Source organism: Shewanella rhizosphaerae, assembly GCF_019457655.1.
Classification (GTDB): Bacteria; Pseudomonadota; Gammaproteobacteria; order Enterobacterales; family Shewanellaceae; genus Shewanella; species Shewanella loihica.
In genome coordinates this window covers 2,456,956-2,472,204 of the sequence record NZ_CP080420.1, presented here as the reverse complement: position 1 = coordinate 2,472,204, position 15,249 = coordinate 2,456,956, and the positions used below count along the sequence as shown (strand labels likewise).

The following is a 15,249-nucleotide window of genomic DNA, read 5'->3' as shown; positions in this document are numbered from 1 at the left end:
AAGAGGCTATCTAATACCGCTAACTAAGCAGCAAATAAAGCGACTATTGCAGGCGTTAATACTTGAACGCAAGCTCCTCGGCGGAGAAGAGGGCGACTGGCTTTTGCTGTCTCGCCTGGTAGATGGCGCGATAACTTAATACCGCCTGCACATACTCGCGGGTCTCGGTGAAGGGGATAGACTCGATAAAGGCATACACATCCAGTTTGCCCTGGCTCTGCTCCAGCCAGCGGGTCACCCTGTGGGGGCCGGCATTATAGGCTGCGGTAGCCAGCACGCGGTTACCGTCGAACTTGTCCAGTAGCGACTTGTAGTAGCGGCTCCCCAGAGCAGTATTGAGGGAGACATCGTAGAGGCTCTTGCTGCCGCTGTATTTCATGCCGTGCTTACGGGCGGTCTCCTTTGCCGTAGCCGGCATCAGCTGCATCAGGCCGCGGGCGCCCACGCCTGATGTGGCGTAGGGATAGAAGGCGGATTCTCTGCGGGCGATGGCGCGGATCTCATCGATATCGACCTTGGCGCTCTTGCTGGCGGCCTTGAAGGCCTCGTCGGCGGCGTAGGGAAAGCGCAGCGTCATGTCATTCCACAGCTGCCCCTGAATACTGGCCTGCACGGTCAGATCGTGCCACTGGTTGCGCTGAGCCAGCAGGGCATACTGCGCCTGTTTGTTCTGTGGATGGCGGCCAAGCAGCAACACCCATTCGGCGCGGGCATCGATTTTTTTATCCAGCGCCAACAGCTCTTCGACGCGGGCAAGTCCGGGATCTTGCTGTAACTGTGGCGTCAGGCTCTCGTCGAGCTGTGTGTCGATCTGTGCAAGGTTTATCGAGGTCGATATCAGATCGGCCGCGGTAAAGCCGTAGAAGTTACGCTGTTTACTTAAGCTGGGCAGCGCGGTCTCGGCCAGCTTTGCACCTGTTTCCATCTGACGCCTGGCTATCCAATATTGCCAGCGGGCCTTCTGCCGCTTAGCCTCGCTTAGCATGGGCAGGTAGTTGTCCAGACTCTGATTGTCCGCCTCTCGAATCGCCCAGCGCAGGCGCAGCGCCTTAAGATCGTCGCTGTCTGTCTTGGGCAGGCGACTGTCGACGAAGGCTTTGAGCTCTGTCTCCTGAGCCACTAGGGCCCGTTTCATCAGGTAGCGTGCCAGTTTCTGCCCCTGATAGTCGCTGAAGCGATGGGCCTTTTCATACTTAGTAAACAGGCTGACTGCCTTAACAAGATCTTTTCGGGCCAGACGTCTGAGACCTGCATCGACGATATCGCCATAGATGGTGGCCTTAACCTTGAAGCGTTTGGTGTGTCTCAGGCTGCGGGGATCTTGATAGACGGTCAGGAGTTGCTTGGCCTCTTTCTGGTGGGCGGTGACCTTACTGGCAAGATACTTGAGCAGGCCATACTCGCCACCGTTGAAGGCCAGTAACATGCGCGACCAGAGCAGCGATTGGCTGCGATTGCCAGCCTTTTCCCAGGCGTTAAACAGGGGGTCGCACTCCTTGGGGCGCGAATGACCGTGGAGCCAGAGCTTCTCGGCGCCTGCGAAGGCTGCTGCCTTGTCGCCCTGGTTTAGTTGGGCGCGGTAGTAATAGCACTGCAGGTTGATGCTGCGAGGCAGCTCAGGGCTCATGGCGAGAAAATCCTGCCAATGTTTTTGCTTACCGGCATTTTCCAGATAGCGGTGACGGGCGCTGTTATAGAGAGGTGTGCCATCGAAGCGCGTCATAGATTCCAGCGCCTTAGCACCCGGCGCGTCGAGAATGCTATCTATCTCGGCGTGGTAGTCGAGATATGGGGTGAGGGGATAGCCATTGAGCTGTTTTCTCAGCGCCTGATAGCTGTCTAGTTGGCCCTTATCCAGGGCCTCTCTGGCATCCAGGTAGCGCTGCTGGGGTGGGGTTAGGCCGGCGGCGGACAGCGTCATGGGGATGAGCGCCCCTAAACCCAAGAGGAGATAACGTTTTGCCTGAAAAAGTGTGCCTAACCGCTTTGGCATTGTCTTGCTATCCTTGTTTTCCTGCTGTGCTCGATTCGTCCAATGACGCAGATTTACCCATCTACTTACCCATTTACAGTGTAACGCTGGATCAATTCAGTTTTATGTCATGCTCCAGGTGGTCACTGAGGGCCTTGTCGAGCAACTGGTTATCTAGCTGCTTGTTGGTGGTGACCCCCATCTGCTGCATCTGATGGGCTTGGCGGATCAGGTTGCCCTTACCCGTGCTCAGCTTGCCCATGGCCGCCTGGTAGTGCTTGTCCAGCGACTCCACCGCGCGGCCAATCTTTTCCATGTCTTCGAGATAGCCGCATAATTTGTCGTAAATCTTACCCGCCTGCTTGGCAATCAGCTGGGCGTTCTGGTTCTGATATTCATAGCGCCAGATGTTGTTGATGGTACGTAGCGCCACCAGCAAGTTTGTTGGGCTCACCAGCATGATATTGTTCTCCAGCGCATAGTTGATCAGGCTGGGTTCATGCTCGAGCGCCAACAGGAACGCGGGTTCCAATGGAATAAACATTAGCACATAATCCAGGCTTGTTAAGCCGTGAAGCGCTTGATAATCCTTTTGACTGAGGCCCTTGATGTGGTTGCGGATAGACAGGCAGTGCTCCTTGATAGCGGCCGCCTTGACGGTCTCATCTTCGCTGTTGAAGTAACGCTCGTAGGCCACCAGCGACATCTTGGCGTCGATCACCACATCTTTGTTTTCCGGCAGATGCACAATCACGTCGGGCTTGAAGCGTTTACCGTTGTCGTGTTTGAGATCCTGCTGGGTCTCATACTCGTGACCCTCTCTGAGGCCGCTCTCTTGCAGCACCCGCTCGAGGATCACTTCCCCCCAGTTGCCTTGCTGTTTGTTGTCGCCCTTAAGTGCCTTGGTGAGGTTGATGGCATCCTGACTCATCTGCAGATTTAGCGCCTTGAGCGATTCCAGCTGATGCTTGAGGGCGCTACGTTCATTCTGCTCAACCGTGTAAGATTCCTGGACTTGCTTTCTAAAACCTTCAAGCTGCTGTTTGAAGGGAGACAGCACATTAGAGAGCTGTTGCTCGCTCTCATGCTGTATACGTTGCGCCTTAGCATCAAAAATTTTGTTGGCGAGATTTTCAAACTGTTGGGTCAGGCGGGTCTCTGATTCATGCAGGTGCTTAATCTTGTCTTCCAGTGCCTGCTGCTCTGTCTCAAATTTTACCGTCAGGGTCTGTTGAATAGCATTAGACTTGGACAGGGCCAGTTGCGTCTCCATCTGTTTACGTTGGCTCTGTTGGAGCTGCTGCTCGAGATCGTCTGCGCGCTGGGCCTGGGCCTGGCTCATGCCGAGTAGATTAATTTGGTGTTCAAGCTTCTGGTTGAGCTGGGCGATATCGCTACGCTTCTCTTCCAGCGAGGCTTCCAGCAGCGCGATGGCCATGGTGTGCTCCTGGACTAGCTCCTCTCTGACCCTCTGCCACTTACTGCGGGTGAGTCGCTGATTGAGCAGGGCACCGATCAGCACTGCTAACATGGCCACCGCGCCTAAGACGATGATTTGTGGGAGAGATAAAGGAAGTTCTGTCAACATAGTCGATACCCGTTATAAGCTTGGCGTTAAGCCTCTCATGAGGCCAGTGCAGGTTCAAGGGGAGATAGGGCAAATGACGAACACTTGTTCGTTAAATATTATTTAGGTGAAATTTTTTAAGGGTTTTGACTATCTAATTAAGCATGGGCTGAAACGCAATGGATAAAAGGTGGTAACAGATATGGCGAAGGGTATCAAGGGTACGGGGAAAAAAGCTTGGCAAGAGAAGAGTGCGCACGTCACGCCAGAGGTGGTATTTAACGATAGACGCAACATCATCAAGGCGCTCGGCCTCGGCGCGCTGGGAGCAAGCATACCCGGCCAGGTGCAGGCAGGCTTGTTTGATCTGTTCGGTAAGTCTGAGCCCCACGCCCCCTTTGTGACGCATCCGTTAGCCTTTAGCGGCAACAAGGCCTATGGCCAGCAGGAGATCCTCACTCCTGAGAAGAAGGTGACCACCCACAATAACTACTACGAGTTTGGTACCAGCAAGACAGATCCCTTCGAGAACGCTCAAGGCTTTAAGGTGGATCCCTGGACGCTGAGGGTAGAGGGTTTGGTGGATAATCCGCTGACACTGGATCTGGACGACCTGACTAAGTTGATTCCGCTGGAAGAGCGCATCTATCGTCTGCGCTGCGTCGAGGCCTGGTCTATGGTGATCCCTTGGGTGGGCTTTCCCCTGAAGGCGCTGCTGGCCAAGGCCGGGGTCAAGGCCGGCGCGACCCATGTTGCCTTTGAGACCCTGTTCGATCCTGATCAGATGCCGGGGCAGAAGAGTCGTTTGATGGGCGGCGGTATACATTACCCCTATGTCGAAGGCCTAAGGCTGGATGAGGCAACCAACGAGCTTGCCTTTATGGCAGTTGGTCTCTATGGCAAGACACTACCTCCGCAAAACGGCGCACCTATCCGTCTGGTGGTGCCATGGAAATATGGTTTCAAGAGCATCAAGTCAGTGGTGCGGATCCGTGTGATGGACAAGCAGCCGCCGACCAGCTGGAATCAGTTGGCGCCTCACGAATATGGCTTCTTTGCCAATGTGAACCCCGAGGTGGATCATCCAAGGTGGTCTCAGGCGACGGAGCGTCGAATAGGTGAGGGCGGGATCTTCTCGGCCCAGCGTATCGCAACCTTGCCCTTTAATGGTTATGGCGAGCAGGTAGCCCATCTCTATAAGGGGATGAACCTGCGCCAGTACTATTAAGCCTTCATTTATTAAAGTGACCCAGTAAGGAGAAGCCTTTGTTTCGATTGCAAGCCAGGCATCTGTTGCCCTTAAAGATAGCTTTTCATCTTATCGCCCTGGTGCCCTTGGTGGTGCTGGTGTGGCGCGTATTAAATGACCAGCTCGGGGGCGATCCCGTCCAGTACATCATCCACTACACCGGGATGGGGGCGATCAATTCACTGATCGCCGTGCTGCTGATCTCGCCGGTGGCGAAACATTTCAAGCTAGGGCTTTTGATGCAGACTCGCCGTTTAGTGGGCCTGTATGTGTTTGCCTATGCAAGCTTACATATATTGACCTTCTTGAGTCTGGATCTGCTGTTCGCCTGGCAACTGCTGCTGAGTGAGATTGTTAAGCGGCCCTATATTCTGGTAGGTGCCACCGCCTATCTTATTTTGTTGCTGCTGGCGATCACCTCCTTTGCCAGGGTTAAACGCGCCATGGGGCGTCGCTGGCAACAGCTGCATAACTGGGTCTATCTGGTGGCCTTGCTGGCACCTATTCATTTTTATTGGTCGGTGAAATCAGAGGTGATAGAGCCGAGTCTTTATCTTATCGGCTTGATTTGCTTGCTACTTATCCGGGTTAATCTCAAGCAGTTGCAGCGGCGCCTGTCGCTGCGGGCCAACTAGCCCACCTGGGTTTCATCTACTTGGCTTTCATCTACCTGGTGCTTGTCAACCTGGCGAGCTACCTGCTCGGTAAAGCGGTGGCTGTTCCCCTTAACCTGCTTGGCCTGGTACATGTTGTCGTCCGCGACTTTGATCAGGCTGAGGCGGCTGAGTTCGTCGCGCGGATACATGGCCACGCCTATGCTGACGGTGAGTGAAACCGTGGTGCGGCCACAGACGATAGGCGGTGAGATCTGACGTATGATCTTATCGATCACTATGGTCACCTCCTCGATGTCGTTGATGGGTTCGAGCCAGACCACGAACTCATCTCCCCCCAGGCGGCCACAGATGTCTGAGCTTCGCACCGCACTCTGTATACGTCTCGCCGCCGTCGACAGCACCTTGTCGCCATTGTCATGGCCCAGGCTGTCGTTAACCTGCTTAAATTTATCCAGATCGATGAATAACATGGCGGCGTGCATCTGGGTGCGCTGACAGCGAGCGATGGCGGTATCTATCTGGCGCTCGAAGGCGCTGCGGGAATAGAGGCCGGTGAGATCGTCGTGTTCCGCCACATACTTGAGCTTTTGAGTCTGGCGCTTGAGCTGTTTGGTCTGCGCTGCCACTTCGCCCTGGAGAGCTTCCTTGCGGATAGTGGTCTCCTTGAGCTTGTGGGTCATGGCATTAAATTTCTGCGCCAGTATCGCCAGCTCGTTCTGGTGGACTATCTCGATATGACTGTCCAGATCCCCCTGGCTGAGTTTGCTGATCCCCATCTTCATGCGGTGCAGGCTCTCTCTGAACGCCTTGAGAGTCGACATGGTAACCAGCAGTGAGATGACTGAACCTGCCAGCAGGAAGAGAATCGTGGATGAGAGGATCTGCGATTGCTGCTCGGCCAGGCTGTCGATCACCAGACGCTGTAGACTAGTGAGATCTTCACTCATCGACTGTATCGTGATGTTAAACCGGGTGGTTAACATGCCGCGGGCGGAGGTGATGCCACGTTGTGGGGGCGAGCTCATATGCTGCTGGGTGAGTTTGAGCAGTGCGGCCAGGCTGTCCGCCTGACGATTCAAATTGGTGGTTAATACTTTGGTTGCGGGCGCCAAGAACTGTGCCTCGGCAAGTTTGGCCTTGAGCTGTTGATGGGCGTTGAGGGTCTGGGTCAACACCTCCTCATCCTGAAACTCCTGCAGGGCCCAGAGCCGGCTTCTGAGCACGTCTATGCTGCTTTCCAGCTGCATGATATGGGAAAGCTGCTGCAGGTTCTCCTGCTGTATGTGTCTCAGCCCGGCAAAGGTTAACAATATGGTAGTTGTCAGAAAAAGGCTGATAAAGAGCAACAATTTCAACCGGGTATTGATCATCATTTGCTGTTAACGTCCTAGTTATCGAGCGCCTGCTTGAGTGCTGAATCATCCAGAAGCAGCCTAAAATCCGGGGTGGTCTGTGCATCGACGGCGCCGCTGGCAATGGCCCAGCGCGCCTGCGCATGTAAATTTGAGATCAGTGAGTTATTTAAAGATAGCCGAAATACGTAATCATTCCACGCCCACTCAAGCTCGGACAAAGAGATATCCAGATAGTCGCTGATGATCTGCTTGGCACTTTGAGGATGCTGATTAATAAAGTTTTGTGCACTCTTTAACGCCCGCAGAATATCGGCGTGCTGCTTCTCATGCAGCCTGGCGTTGACCGCCGAGGTGACCAGGTTGAAGGAGAGGTTGTAGATCCCTTTACCCGGGTATTGATAGATGGTATCGCCATGCTCTTCGATCAGCTTATAGCCGAAGGGTTCCCATACCGAGATGGCGTCGACGTCACCGGCCAGCAGCGCTGGCCCTAACGCCTGGGGGGACATGAAGACCTTCTGAAAATCCTGCTGTTGATGACCACTGATGATCAGGAAAGCATCGGCAAAGAACTCGCTGGAGCTGGCTTTGACCATGCCTATCTTCTTATCACTGAGCTGAGTGATACTCTTGGGATGTTCATCGTTGAGGGTGAGCAGCTTGAGATCGTTATCCGACTCGACGAAGCTTGCCAGCAATCGAAAGTCGCTGCGCTGAAAGCCGTTGAACATGATCACGGTTTCCGAGCTGGTCGCCAGATCCGCAACGCCCTGTATCATTGCCTGAAAACAGAGGTGACCACCGCGCAGCGGAATAAGTTCGATATCCAGGTTGTAGGGCTTAAACAGCTCAAGTTCCCTGGCGATGATCAGCGGGGCACTCAAGGGAGTGGTAGAGGTTGCTATTTTTAACTTAATGGGCGGCTCGGTAGCGGGCGCCTTGCCACCCCACCAGTTGATCGATAAGAGCCCCATAACGACTAAGACCAGAAGCACTATTCCCTTAGCTTTCATCGTGAAAGATTACCCTTATAAAAAGTACTGACACTTTAGTTTAGTTGTTATCGGCCGACAGAGATGAATAATTAACCAATAGGTATTATATCCTGCTTTTGACCCCTGTTTATTCCACTAAAGTATGCATTTATAGGTAGTTAGCGGCTTTGACAAAAGGTTTTGAATGGGCGAGATTTAAAGGGCTGTCCTATTTTTCCTGTCACTTGCCTGAAGGTGATCGCCATGAACGCCATTTACGCCCTGTTTCGCAAGTTTAAAATTGCCCATCGTTTACTGTTTATGTTGCTGCTTGCCATCGTCGCGACCGGCATCATGTTTGTGTTTGCGCTGGCAAATATAGAAGAGGTCTTGGTTAAGGAGAAACAGGCCAAGTTATCGGCGCTGTCCGACGTGGGCGAGAAGGTGATCAGCCAGTTTTATGAGGCGTCACAAGCAGGCACCATGAGTGAGGAAGAGGCCAAGCGCAACGCCATCGCCGCCCTGGATGCCCTGAGGTATGAGGGTAACGAATATTTCTGGACCATAGATAGACAGGGGATCATGGTGCAGCATGCGTTTGCCAAGAAGCTGGTGGGCACCAATGTGTTGGGGATGAAAGATCCCAATGGCGTCAGGCTATTTGAGAAGATGGTGACAGGTACGGCAAATAGCGATTATGCGCTGATCGAATATATGTGGAATCGCCCCAATGCTTCGGCGCCGAGCCCTAAGATGAGTGTGGTCAAACGCTTTACTCCCTGGGGATGGATAGTCGGGACCGGCATCTATGTAGATGATATCCAAGAGGAGATGCAGGCCTTCATCTACAAGTATCTGCTGATCTGCATTGCGGTGTGGCTGCCGGTGATCCTGATCTTAGGGGTGATTTCCCGTAGTATCTCGGCGCCCATGGCCGACACCATAGCCGCCTTCGAAAATATCGCACGCGGTGAAGGCGACCTCACCTTGAGGCTCGAAGAGTCGGGCCGGGATGAACTCAAGCAGGTGGCGGCGAGCTTTAATGAATTCGTTGCCAAGATACAGGCGTTGGTCAATTCGGTGAGCGCCTCAGTGACCCACAGCCGCGAACTGGCCGAAGGACTGGCGGATATCTCCGCCCAGGCCAGTATGGTGACGGCCAACATGCAGGCGGAGACCCAAAGTGTCGCCACCGCCATCAATGAGATGTCCATGGCTTCCTCCGAGGTGGCGTCCAATGCCCAGCTTGCTGCCGATAGTGCCGGCAGCGCCGATGGCGAAGCCGATGATACCGTGGCCGTGGTCGACGGCGCCGTAGCTAAGATAAAAGGCCTGTCTAACGAGTTAGAGGTTACCGCCGATGAGGCTCAGGCGCTGCAGATAAGTTCAGGCAAGATAGGCCAGATCTTGGATGTGATCGTTGGCATCGCCGAGCAGACTAATCTGTTGGCGCTAAACGCGGCCATCGAGGCGGCGAGGGCCGGTGAGGCGGGGCGCGGCTTTGCGGTGGTGGCCGATGAGGTGCGCACCCTGGCCAGTCGAACTCAGGAGTCGACCCAGGAGATTAATGCCATCATAGAGGCTATCCGCGCCTCGGTAGACAGTGTCAACGCCTCGGTGGCTAGGGCCAAGGCGCAGTCGGAGCAGACGGTGGGTGAAACCAGTCAGGTGGTGGAGGCGCTGCAGACCATCAAGTCTTCCATCAGACAGATCTCCGACATGAATATCCAGATCGCCACCGCGACCGAGGAGCAGAGCGCGGTGATCGCCGAGTTGAATATGAATGTGACCCGGATTAACGATATTTCACTGGAGAACCAGCAGAAGAGTGAAGAGATTGGCAGTACCAGTGAGCAGATAAAATCGGGCTCGGCGGATCTTGAATCCCTTATTTCGACCTTTAAGCTGTAATGGAAAATAACCTGCTATCTGGCAGGTTATTTGGATTACTTTGTTCCTTGCTGCATGATCTCAAGTACACGGTCGTAAGAGATACCATATTCGCGGGACAGGTTAATTACCTTGGTCTTATAGGTCTGAATGTTTTCCTGGCGAGCCAGATTGGCCTGCTCTTCGTCGACCAGCTTGCCAACGACCTCTTGCAAAATCAGCAATCTGCGCAGGTTGAAGTCTAACGATCTAAGATATTTATCCATCTGCGCATGGGTTCGGGCCTGACTCAATTCGCTGCTGTGTTTTTGCTCGTAGCCATATTCGTCGAGCGCAGCCATTGCATCATGTAAATTGAGATGATCTGTCATGTGATTCCATTATCGCTTGGTCGATATTGGTCAATATCGACGGGTCTATTAGCCAGGGTCTTGTGTTTATTATCTTGATGATTAAATCGCCAACCTATATTAGCGAAGGCACATTCTAAAACCGATCGAATTTAAATTCATCTAATTTTCATTTTATATTCGCCTTGTTATAGTAACTTAACTTTTCTCAGTTCTGCAGGGAGGCTGCAATGCAAGATCTACTGCCCGATCTCTTTGACCACTATGAGACTCAACTGTCGTTATTGGCGCCCTATTATCGACAATTTGGCCAGAAGCGAATCTTCTGGGGAGAGGTGGTCACGGTGAAGTGTTTCGAAGACAACTCCAAGGTCAAGCAACTGCTGGGAAAGCCTGGTGAAGGCAGAGTCCTGGTGGTGGACGGCGGCGGTTCGAATCGGCGCGCCCTGCTTGGCGATATGATTGCCCAGAGTGCGGTGGACAATGGCTGGAGCGGCATAGTGATCAATGGCTATGTGCGTGATGTCGGCGCCTTGGCGCAGATGCCCATTGGAATTCAAGCACTTGGCGCTAACCCCATCAAGACGGATAAACGGGATCTTGGCGATGTTAACGTTACGCTTGAGATAGATCGCGTTATAATAAAGCCAGGTATGATGCTTTATGCCGACGATAATGGCGTTGCCGTGTCGTCAGAGCAGTTGGATCTCTCGCAATTGGCCTAACGGGCCAATTGCTCACCCTTACCAGACGGAACCTGTTATGAAATTTGTAAAATGGCTACTCATAGTATTTGCCTCCCTTTTCCTATTACTGATCGCCTATCTCACCCTTATCTTCGATCCCAATGACTTTAAGCCGCAAATTGTCGAGGCGGTGAAAAAGCAAACCGGGCGCGATCTACTTATCAAGCAAGACCTCAGCTGGACCTTCTTCCCTAGCATAGGGATAGCCCTTGGTGACATCAGCCTGTCGAATCCTGAGGGGTTCAAACATGACACCATGCTTAAGGTCGACGGCATAGTGGCGGAGGTGGCGCTGATGCCATTGCTGAGCAAAGAAGTGGAGATCGCCCAGCTTAACTTAGATGGCCTCACCCTAAACTTCGACAGCTACAAGAATGGCCGTAGCAGCATGGATGGTTTGACGTCCGCTGGCGAAAAGGCCGAGAAGGATGGCGACAATGCCGGTGGCGATGGGGCCGCTCAGTGTAGCGTGCAGCTGAGTAGCCTGAATATTGGCGGCATAGCCATCACCAACACCCAGGTGAATCTTTATGATGAGGCGACGGGTAAGACCCAGGCGCTGACACTTGAGTCCTTAACCTTAGGCGAGTTCTCTCTGGGGCAGTTTGCCGATCTGGGTTACAAGTTCTCCATGACTCAGCCTGAGATGAAGGTCAGCAGCCAAGGTAAGGGACAGATCAAGGTCGACCCAAGTCTTGCGAAAATCGCCATCAAGGATTTTGAGATTGAGAACAGCCTGGAAGGGGATGCCATTCCCAATAAGCGCATGAACATCAATCTCACCACTCAACTCGAGCTGGACAACAACGCCAAGACCATGGCCTTGGTGCTCTCAAGCCTGAATATCGAGCAGATTAAGGCACAAGGCAAAATGTCGGTTAATTACGGCGCCAAGGTGCCAGATGTAGTGGCCTCTATGAGCTTTGGCGATGTCGATGTGACGCCATTTATGACCAAAGATGATGGTGCCATGGGCGAAGATAAGACGGCTAAAGGCGAGGGCGCGGCACCTGCCAAGGAACCTGACCTTAGCGGCATGAAGGCGGTTAACCTCAAGCTGGACCTCGATGCCAAGTCTGTGACTGCCGATAAGATCAAGACAGAGAACTGGTTGATGAAGCTGACCCTGAAAAATGGTGTGCTAGATGTCAGCCAGCTAAGCGCCGATCTCTATCAGGGTAAACTACTTGCCAGCGCTCAGCTAGATGGTCGTAAACCTGTGGCTAGCTACCGCTTCAACAAGAAGATCTCCGGCATTAAGGTGCGTCCTCTGCTGACCGATGCCGCCGAGGTCGACATGCTGGCCGGTACGACTAACTTCGAGGTGACAGGCAGCGGCCACAGCCTGATCCCGGACAACATCAAGCGTAACCTCGATGCCAAGGGACAGTTTGAGATCGCCGACGGTGCGCTTTATGGGGTGAACATTCCGCAGATGCTGCGTGATGCCAAGGCAAAACTCGGTGGTAACCTGAATGCGGCCTCCAGCGGTGAGAAGAAAACCGACTTCACCAGCCTGACTGGCAGCTTTACTATGGCCAAAGGGATAGTGAATAACCCGGATCTCAACATGGCATCACCTCTGATCCGTTTACAGGGTAAGGGCAATGTGAATCTGCTGTCCGAGGCGATCGACTATGCGCTGAAGACTTCGGTGGTTGGCTCGTTAGAGGGTCAGGGCGGCGCGGAGAAAGATGTGCTCTACGGCGTCGAGATCCCCTTTGCCATCGCCGGCACCATCAGTGAGCCTAAGTTCTCCCTCGATACTGCAGCCCTCTTCGAGTCCAAGTTGAAAAAGGAAACCGAGAAGGCGACCGACGAGCTAAAAGACAAGCTGTTTAAGAAGTTAGGCGGGCTGTAAGCGAGCGCGGTAACCGATAAACAAGCGCTAACAAAAGAGCACTAACAAAAAAGCACTAATAAAAAAGCGATGCCGAGGCATCGCTTTTTTGTGTGTGGTAATTGCTGCTTAAATTAAAGCTGTAATAAAGGTAAAGCTGTCATGAAGGTAAAGTTGTCATAGTGTGTGAGATTACCCCCGAGACTTTAGACCCGAACTTTAAACCCAGACTTTACACCCGAGATTTAGTCACATCCACATACAGGGTCAGCTTCTGGCCTGGGTGCAGGTACTTCTTGGTCGAGAGGCTGTTCCACTTCACCAACTGGCTCACGCTGACATTAAACTTAGTGGCTATCTTAGCCAGTGAGTCGCCCGAGCGTACCGTGTAGTTCACAGTGCGGGTCACCGCCTTGCTGTCGCCCTGTTGCCAGATCACCAGCTTCTGTCCGATAGAGAGGGGATCCTTTGGCGCCATGCCATTCCACTTGGCAAGCTTGGCAACGCTCACCTTGTGCTGCTTGGCGATCAACCAGAGTGAGTCGCCAGACTTCACCTTGTAGCTCAGCTTATAGCCGCTGCCGCCGGACTGACGCTTTTGCAGGCGCTGCTCGGCCGAGAGCAGATATTTTGCCGGATCCTTGGAGGAGACGGGGATCAACAGATGCTTACCTGCGATGATGCGGTTGTTCTTAATGTCATTTACCGCGCGAAGGGCCGACGGTGTAGTGTTAAAACGCTTGGCGATCAGCCCCAGGCTATCGCCGGACTTGATCTTGTAGCGCTGCCACTTGAGACGCTGGTCTTGGTCGCTGGCGGCCAACTTGGTCTCAAACAGCTCGGCGTGATCCAGGGGGACCACCAGACGATGTGGGCCTTCGGGCGCCGTCGCCCACTGGTTAAAGCCTGGGTTGAGCGAGTGCAGCTCGTTGAGCTTCATGCCGGCCATGTCGGCGGCCAGTGCCAGATCGATCTGACTGCCTACCTCGACAACCTTGAGCTGTGGCTCATTAGGAATGGGGTAGAGGGAGATGCCGTAATCATCGGCGTTGGCGATCACATCGGCCAGTGCCAGTAGCTGAGGCACGTAGCGCTCGGTTTCCCGCGGCAAGTCAAGTGCCCAGAAGTCGGTCGCCAGCCCCTTGGCCTCGTTGCGCTTAACCGCGTTGAGCACCCGGCCTTCGCCCGTGTTATAGGCGGCGATGGCGTACAGCCAGTTGTTGTGCGTCTTCTGGTAGAGGTATTCCATCATATCCAGCGCGGCAACGGTGGCGGCGGGCACATCGCGGCGACCGTCATACCACCAGTTCATCTCTAGGCCAAAGTGTTTAGCCATGGGGGCGGTAAACTGCCACAGGCCTGACGCGGCGCCGTGGGAATAGGCGAAGGGATCGAAGGCGCTCTCGACGATCGGCAGCAGCGCCAACTCTATCGGCAGGTTGCGCTTCTCAATTTCTTCGACGATCAGATACATGAAGGGCTCGGCGCGCTCCGATACCCTGGCCAGATGCTGAGGGTGTTTCAGATACCAATTACGGTATTGATTGACCAGTTTCTGATCCGGTACCGGGAGAGTGAGGCCCAGGCGGATACGTTGCCACACATCGGTGATCTGAATTGGCTCAGGCTCGACAGGAGCGATAACTTGAGGCTCGACGACCACGGGCGCTGTGGTGATCGCCGACGCAGCCGGTTCCGGCTGGGTAAAAGTTTGACAGCCTGTGAGCAGGGAGAATCCCCCTGCGACCAGGACAATGGGTAAGCGCATCGACAATAATTCCTTACTTTTGGGTCCCTCTCGGCGAGGCGATAACCCTTGGGCCGCCTCGGTGGGGACTTAATTAGCGCGCCATTGTATAGGAATTATCAGAAATTGTCCTTCCATTGACGTAGAAGCGTGAAACTGGTGGCGTCATGTGTCACATCCTGGGCGAAATGGCGACTGAGATTCTGTTTTATGCTTGCCTGCTCTGGGCGCAGGAAGGGGTTGATCTGCTTCTCCAGCCCTATGCTGGACGGCAGACTCGGAAGATTCTGATCACGAAGCCGTTTAACCTTGGCGGCGTGGGCGATGAGGGCCTCATTGTCATTTTCGACCGTCAGGGCAAACGCCAGATTGGCCTGGGTGTATTCGTGGGCGGGATAGACGAGGGTATTTTCATCGAGCTGCGCCAAGGTTTGCAGGGAATGGTGCATCTGAGCTGGGGTACCCTCAAACAGGCGGCCGCAGCCGGCGCTAAACAGGGTATCGCCGCAGAACAGATGAGCGTCAATCAGGTAGGCAATGTGCCCCAAGGTGTGGCCGGGAAGGTGAAAAATTCTGGCGTCACTATCAAGTTTTTCTGGTCTAACAGACTCAGTTTGCCCCGAGATAGGATGATTGATCCCCTTGATATTTTCGTTATCTGGGCCGTAGACAGTGAGTTTATGGTCATGGCTTGCCTGTAGCTCTTCGATGCCACCTGTGTGATCGCTGTGGTGGTGGGTGATCAAGATGCCATCGAGCACAATTTGATGTTGCTCGAGATAGTCGAGCACCGCCTGGGCGTCACCGGGATCGACCACATAATAGCCGCCGCTGTCTTTAGCATGAATGAGCCAGATATAGTTGTCGTTGAAGGCGGGGATGGGGGTAACAGTATGCATACTCGACTCTCACAGGGATTGGGTGACACGGATTTAGTTTACT

Annotated in this window: 12 protein-coding genes; 5 read left to right on the top strand and 7 right to left on the bottom strand. The window is 53.7% G+C overall.

Annotation, left to right across the window (positions count from 1 at the left end; translation table 11 throughout):
* Window positions 1-55: 55 nt before the first annotated feature.
* Complete coding sequence (locus K0I63_RS11030) at window positions 56-1,993, bottom strand: transglycosylase SLT domain-containing protein (RefSeq protein WP_220081065.1); 1,938 nt, start codon at window positions 1,991-1,993, stop codon at window positions 56-58.
* A gap of 91 nt (window positions 1,994-2,084) precedes the next feature.
* Window positions 2,085-3,560: a DNA recombination protein RmuC gene (gene rmuC, locus K0I63_RS11025; RefSeq protein WP_220081064.1), complete on the bottom strand. Its 1,476-nt coding sequence runs from the start codon at window positions 3,558-3,560 to the stop codon at window positions 2,085-2,087.
* Window positions 3,561-3,741: 181 nt separating this feature from the next.
* Here rmuC and msrP point away from each other — a divergent pair, with 181 nt between their 5' ends.
* Both msrP and msrQ read left to right on the top strand, forming a co-directional pair.
* The gene (gene msrP / locus K0I63_RS11020) at window positions 3,742-4,767 is read left to right on the top strand and encodes a protein-methionine-sulfoxide reductase catalytic subunit MsrP (RefSeq protein ID WP_220081063.1); all 1,026 of its coding nucleotides are present in this window, start codon (window positions 3,742-3,744) and stop codon (window positions 4,765-4,767) included.
* A gap of 38 nt (window positions 4,768-4,805) precedes the next feature.
* The gene (gene msrQ / locus K0I63_RS11015; RefSeq protein ID WP_220081062.1) at window positions 4,806-5,423 is read left to right on the top strand and encodes a protein-methionine-sulfoxide reductase heme-binding subunit MsrQ; all 618 of its coding nucleotides are present in this window, start codon (window positions 4,806-4,808) and stop codon (window positions 5,421-5,423) included.
* Here msrQ and K0I63_RS11010 read toward each other — a convergent pair.
* Window positions 5,420-6,778 carry a GGDEF domain-containing protein gene (locus tag K0I63_RS11010; protein WP_220081061.1) on the bottom strand — a complete coding sequence of 453 codons (1,359 nt, stop codon included), beginning with the start codon at window positions 6,776-6,778 and terminating at the stop codon, window positions 5,420-5,422. The genes msrQ and K0I63_RS11010 overlap by 4 nt on opposite strands.
* Before the next feature lie 14 nt (window positions 6,779-6,792).
* A complete protein-coding gene (locus tag K0I63_RS11005) occupies window positions 6,793-7,773 on the bottom strand; it encodes an ABC transporter substrate-binding protein (protein WP_220081060.1) in 981 nt (326 codons plus the stop codon).
* A gap of 225 nt (window positions 7,774-7,998) precedes the next feature.
* Here K0I63_RS11005 and K0I63_RS11000 point away from each other — a divergent pair, with 225 nt between their 5' ends.
* On the top strand, window positions 7,999-9,645 hold the full coding sequence (locus K0I63_RS11000) for a methyl-accepting chemotaxis protein (RefSeq protein WP_220081059.1): 1,647 nt from the start codon (window positions 7,999-8,001) through the stop codon (window positions 9,643-9,645).
* Window positions 9,646-9,680: 35 nt separating this feature from the next.
* Here K0I63_RS11000 and K0I63_RS10995 read toward each other — a convergent pair whose 3' ends face one another.
* Window positions 9,681-9,995 carry a hypothetical protein gene (locus K0I63_RS10995; protein WP_220071561.1) on the bottom strand — a complete coding sequence of 105 codons (315 nt, stop codon included), beginning with the start codon at window positions 9,993-9,995 and terminating at the stop codon, window positions 9,681-9,683.
* 209 nt (window positions 9,996-10,204) lie between these two features.
* Between K0I63_RS10995 and K0I63_RS10990 the strand changes: the two genes are divergently transcribed.
* Window positions 10,205-10,699, top strand: coding sequence for a putative 4-hydroxy-4-methyl-2-oxoglutarate aldolase (locus K0I63_RS10990; RefSeq protein WP_220081058.1), 495 nt, complete (start codon window positions 10,205-10,207; stop codon window positions 10,697-10,699).
* Between the two features lie 37 nt (window positions 10,700-10,736).
* Window positions 10,737-12,581, top strand: a complete 1,845-nt coding sequence (locus K0I63_RS10985) for an AsmA family protein (protein WP_220081057.1) — start codon at window positions 10,737-10,739, stop codon at window positions 12,579-12,581.
* A 211-nt stretch (window positions 12,582-12,792) separates the two neighbouring features.
* Here K0I63_RS10985 and K0I63_RS10980 read toward each other — a convergent pair whose 3' ends face one another.
* Both K0I63_RS10980 and gloB read right to left on the bottom strand, forming a co-directional pair.
* Window positions 12,793-14,328: a LysM peptidoglycan-binding domain-containing protein gene (locus K0I63_RS10980; protein ID WP_220081056.1), complete on the bottom strand. Its 1,536-nt coding sequence runs from the start codon at window positions 14,326-14,328 to the stop codon at window positions 12,793-12,795.
* 98 nt (window positions 14,329-14,426) lie between these two features.
* Window positions 14,427-15,206 carry a hydroxyacylglutathione hydrolase gene (gene gloB, locus K0I63_RS10975; protein ID WP_220081055.1) on the bottom strand — a complete coding sequence of 260 codons (780 nt, stop codon included), beginning with the start codon at window positions 15,204-15,206 and terminating at the stop codon, window positions 14,427-14,429.
* Window positions 15,207-15,249: the final 43 nt, after the last annotated feature.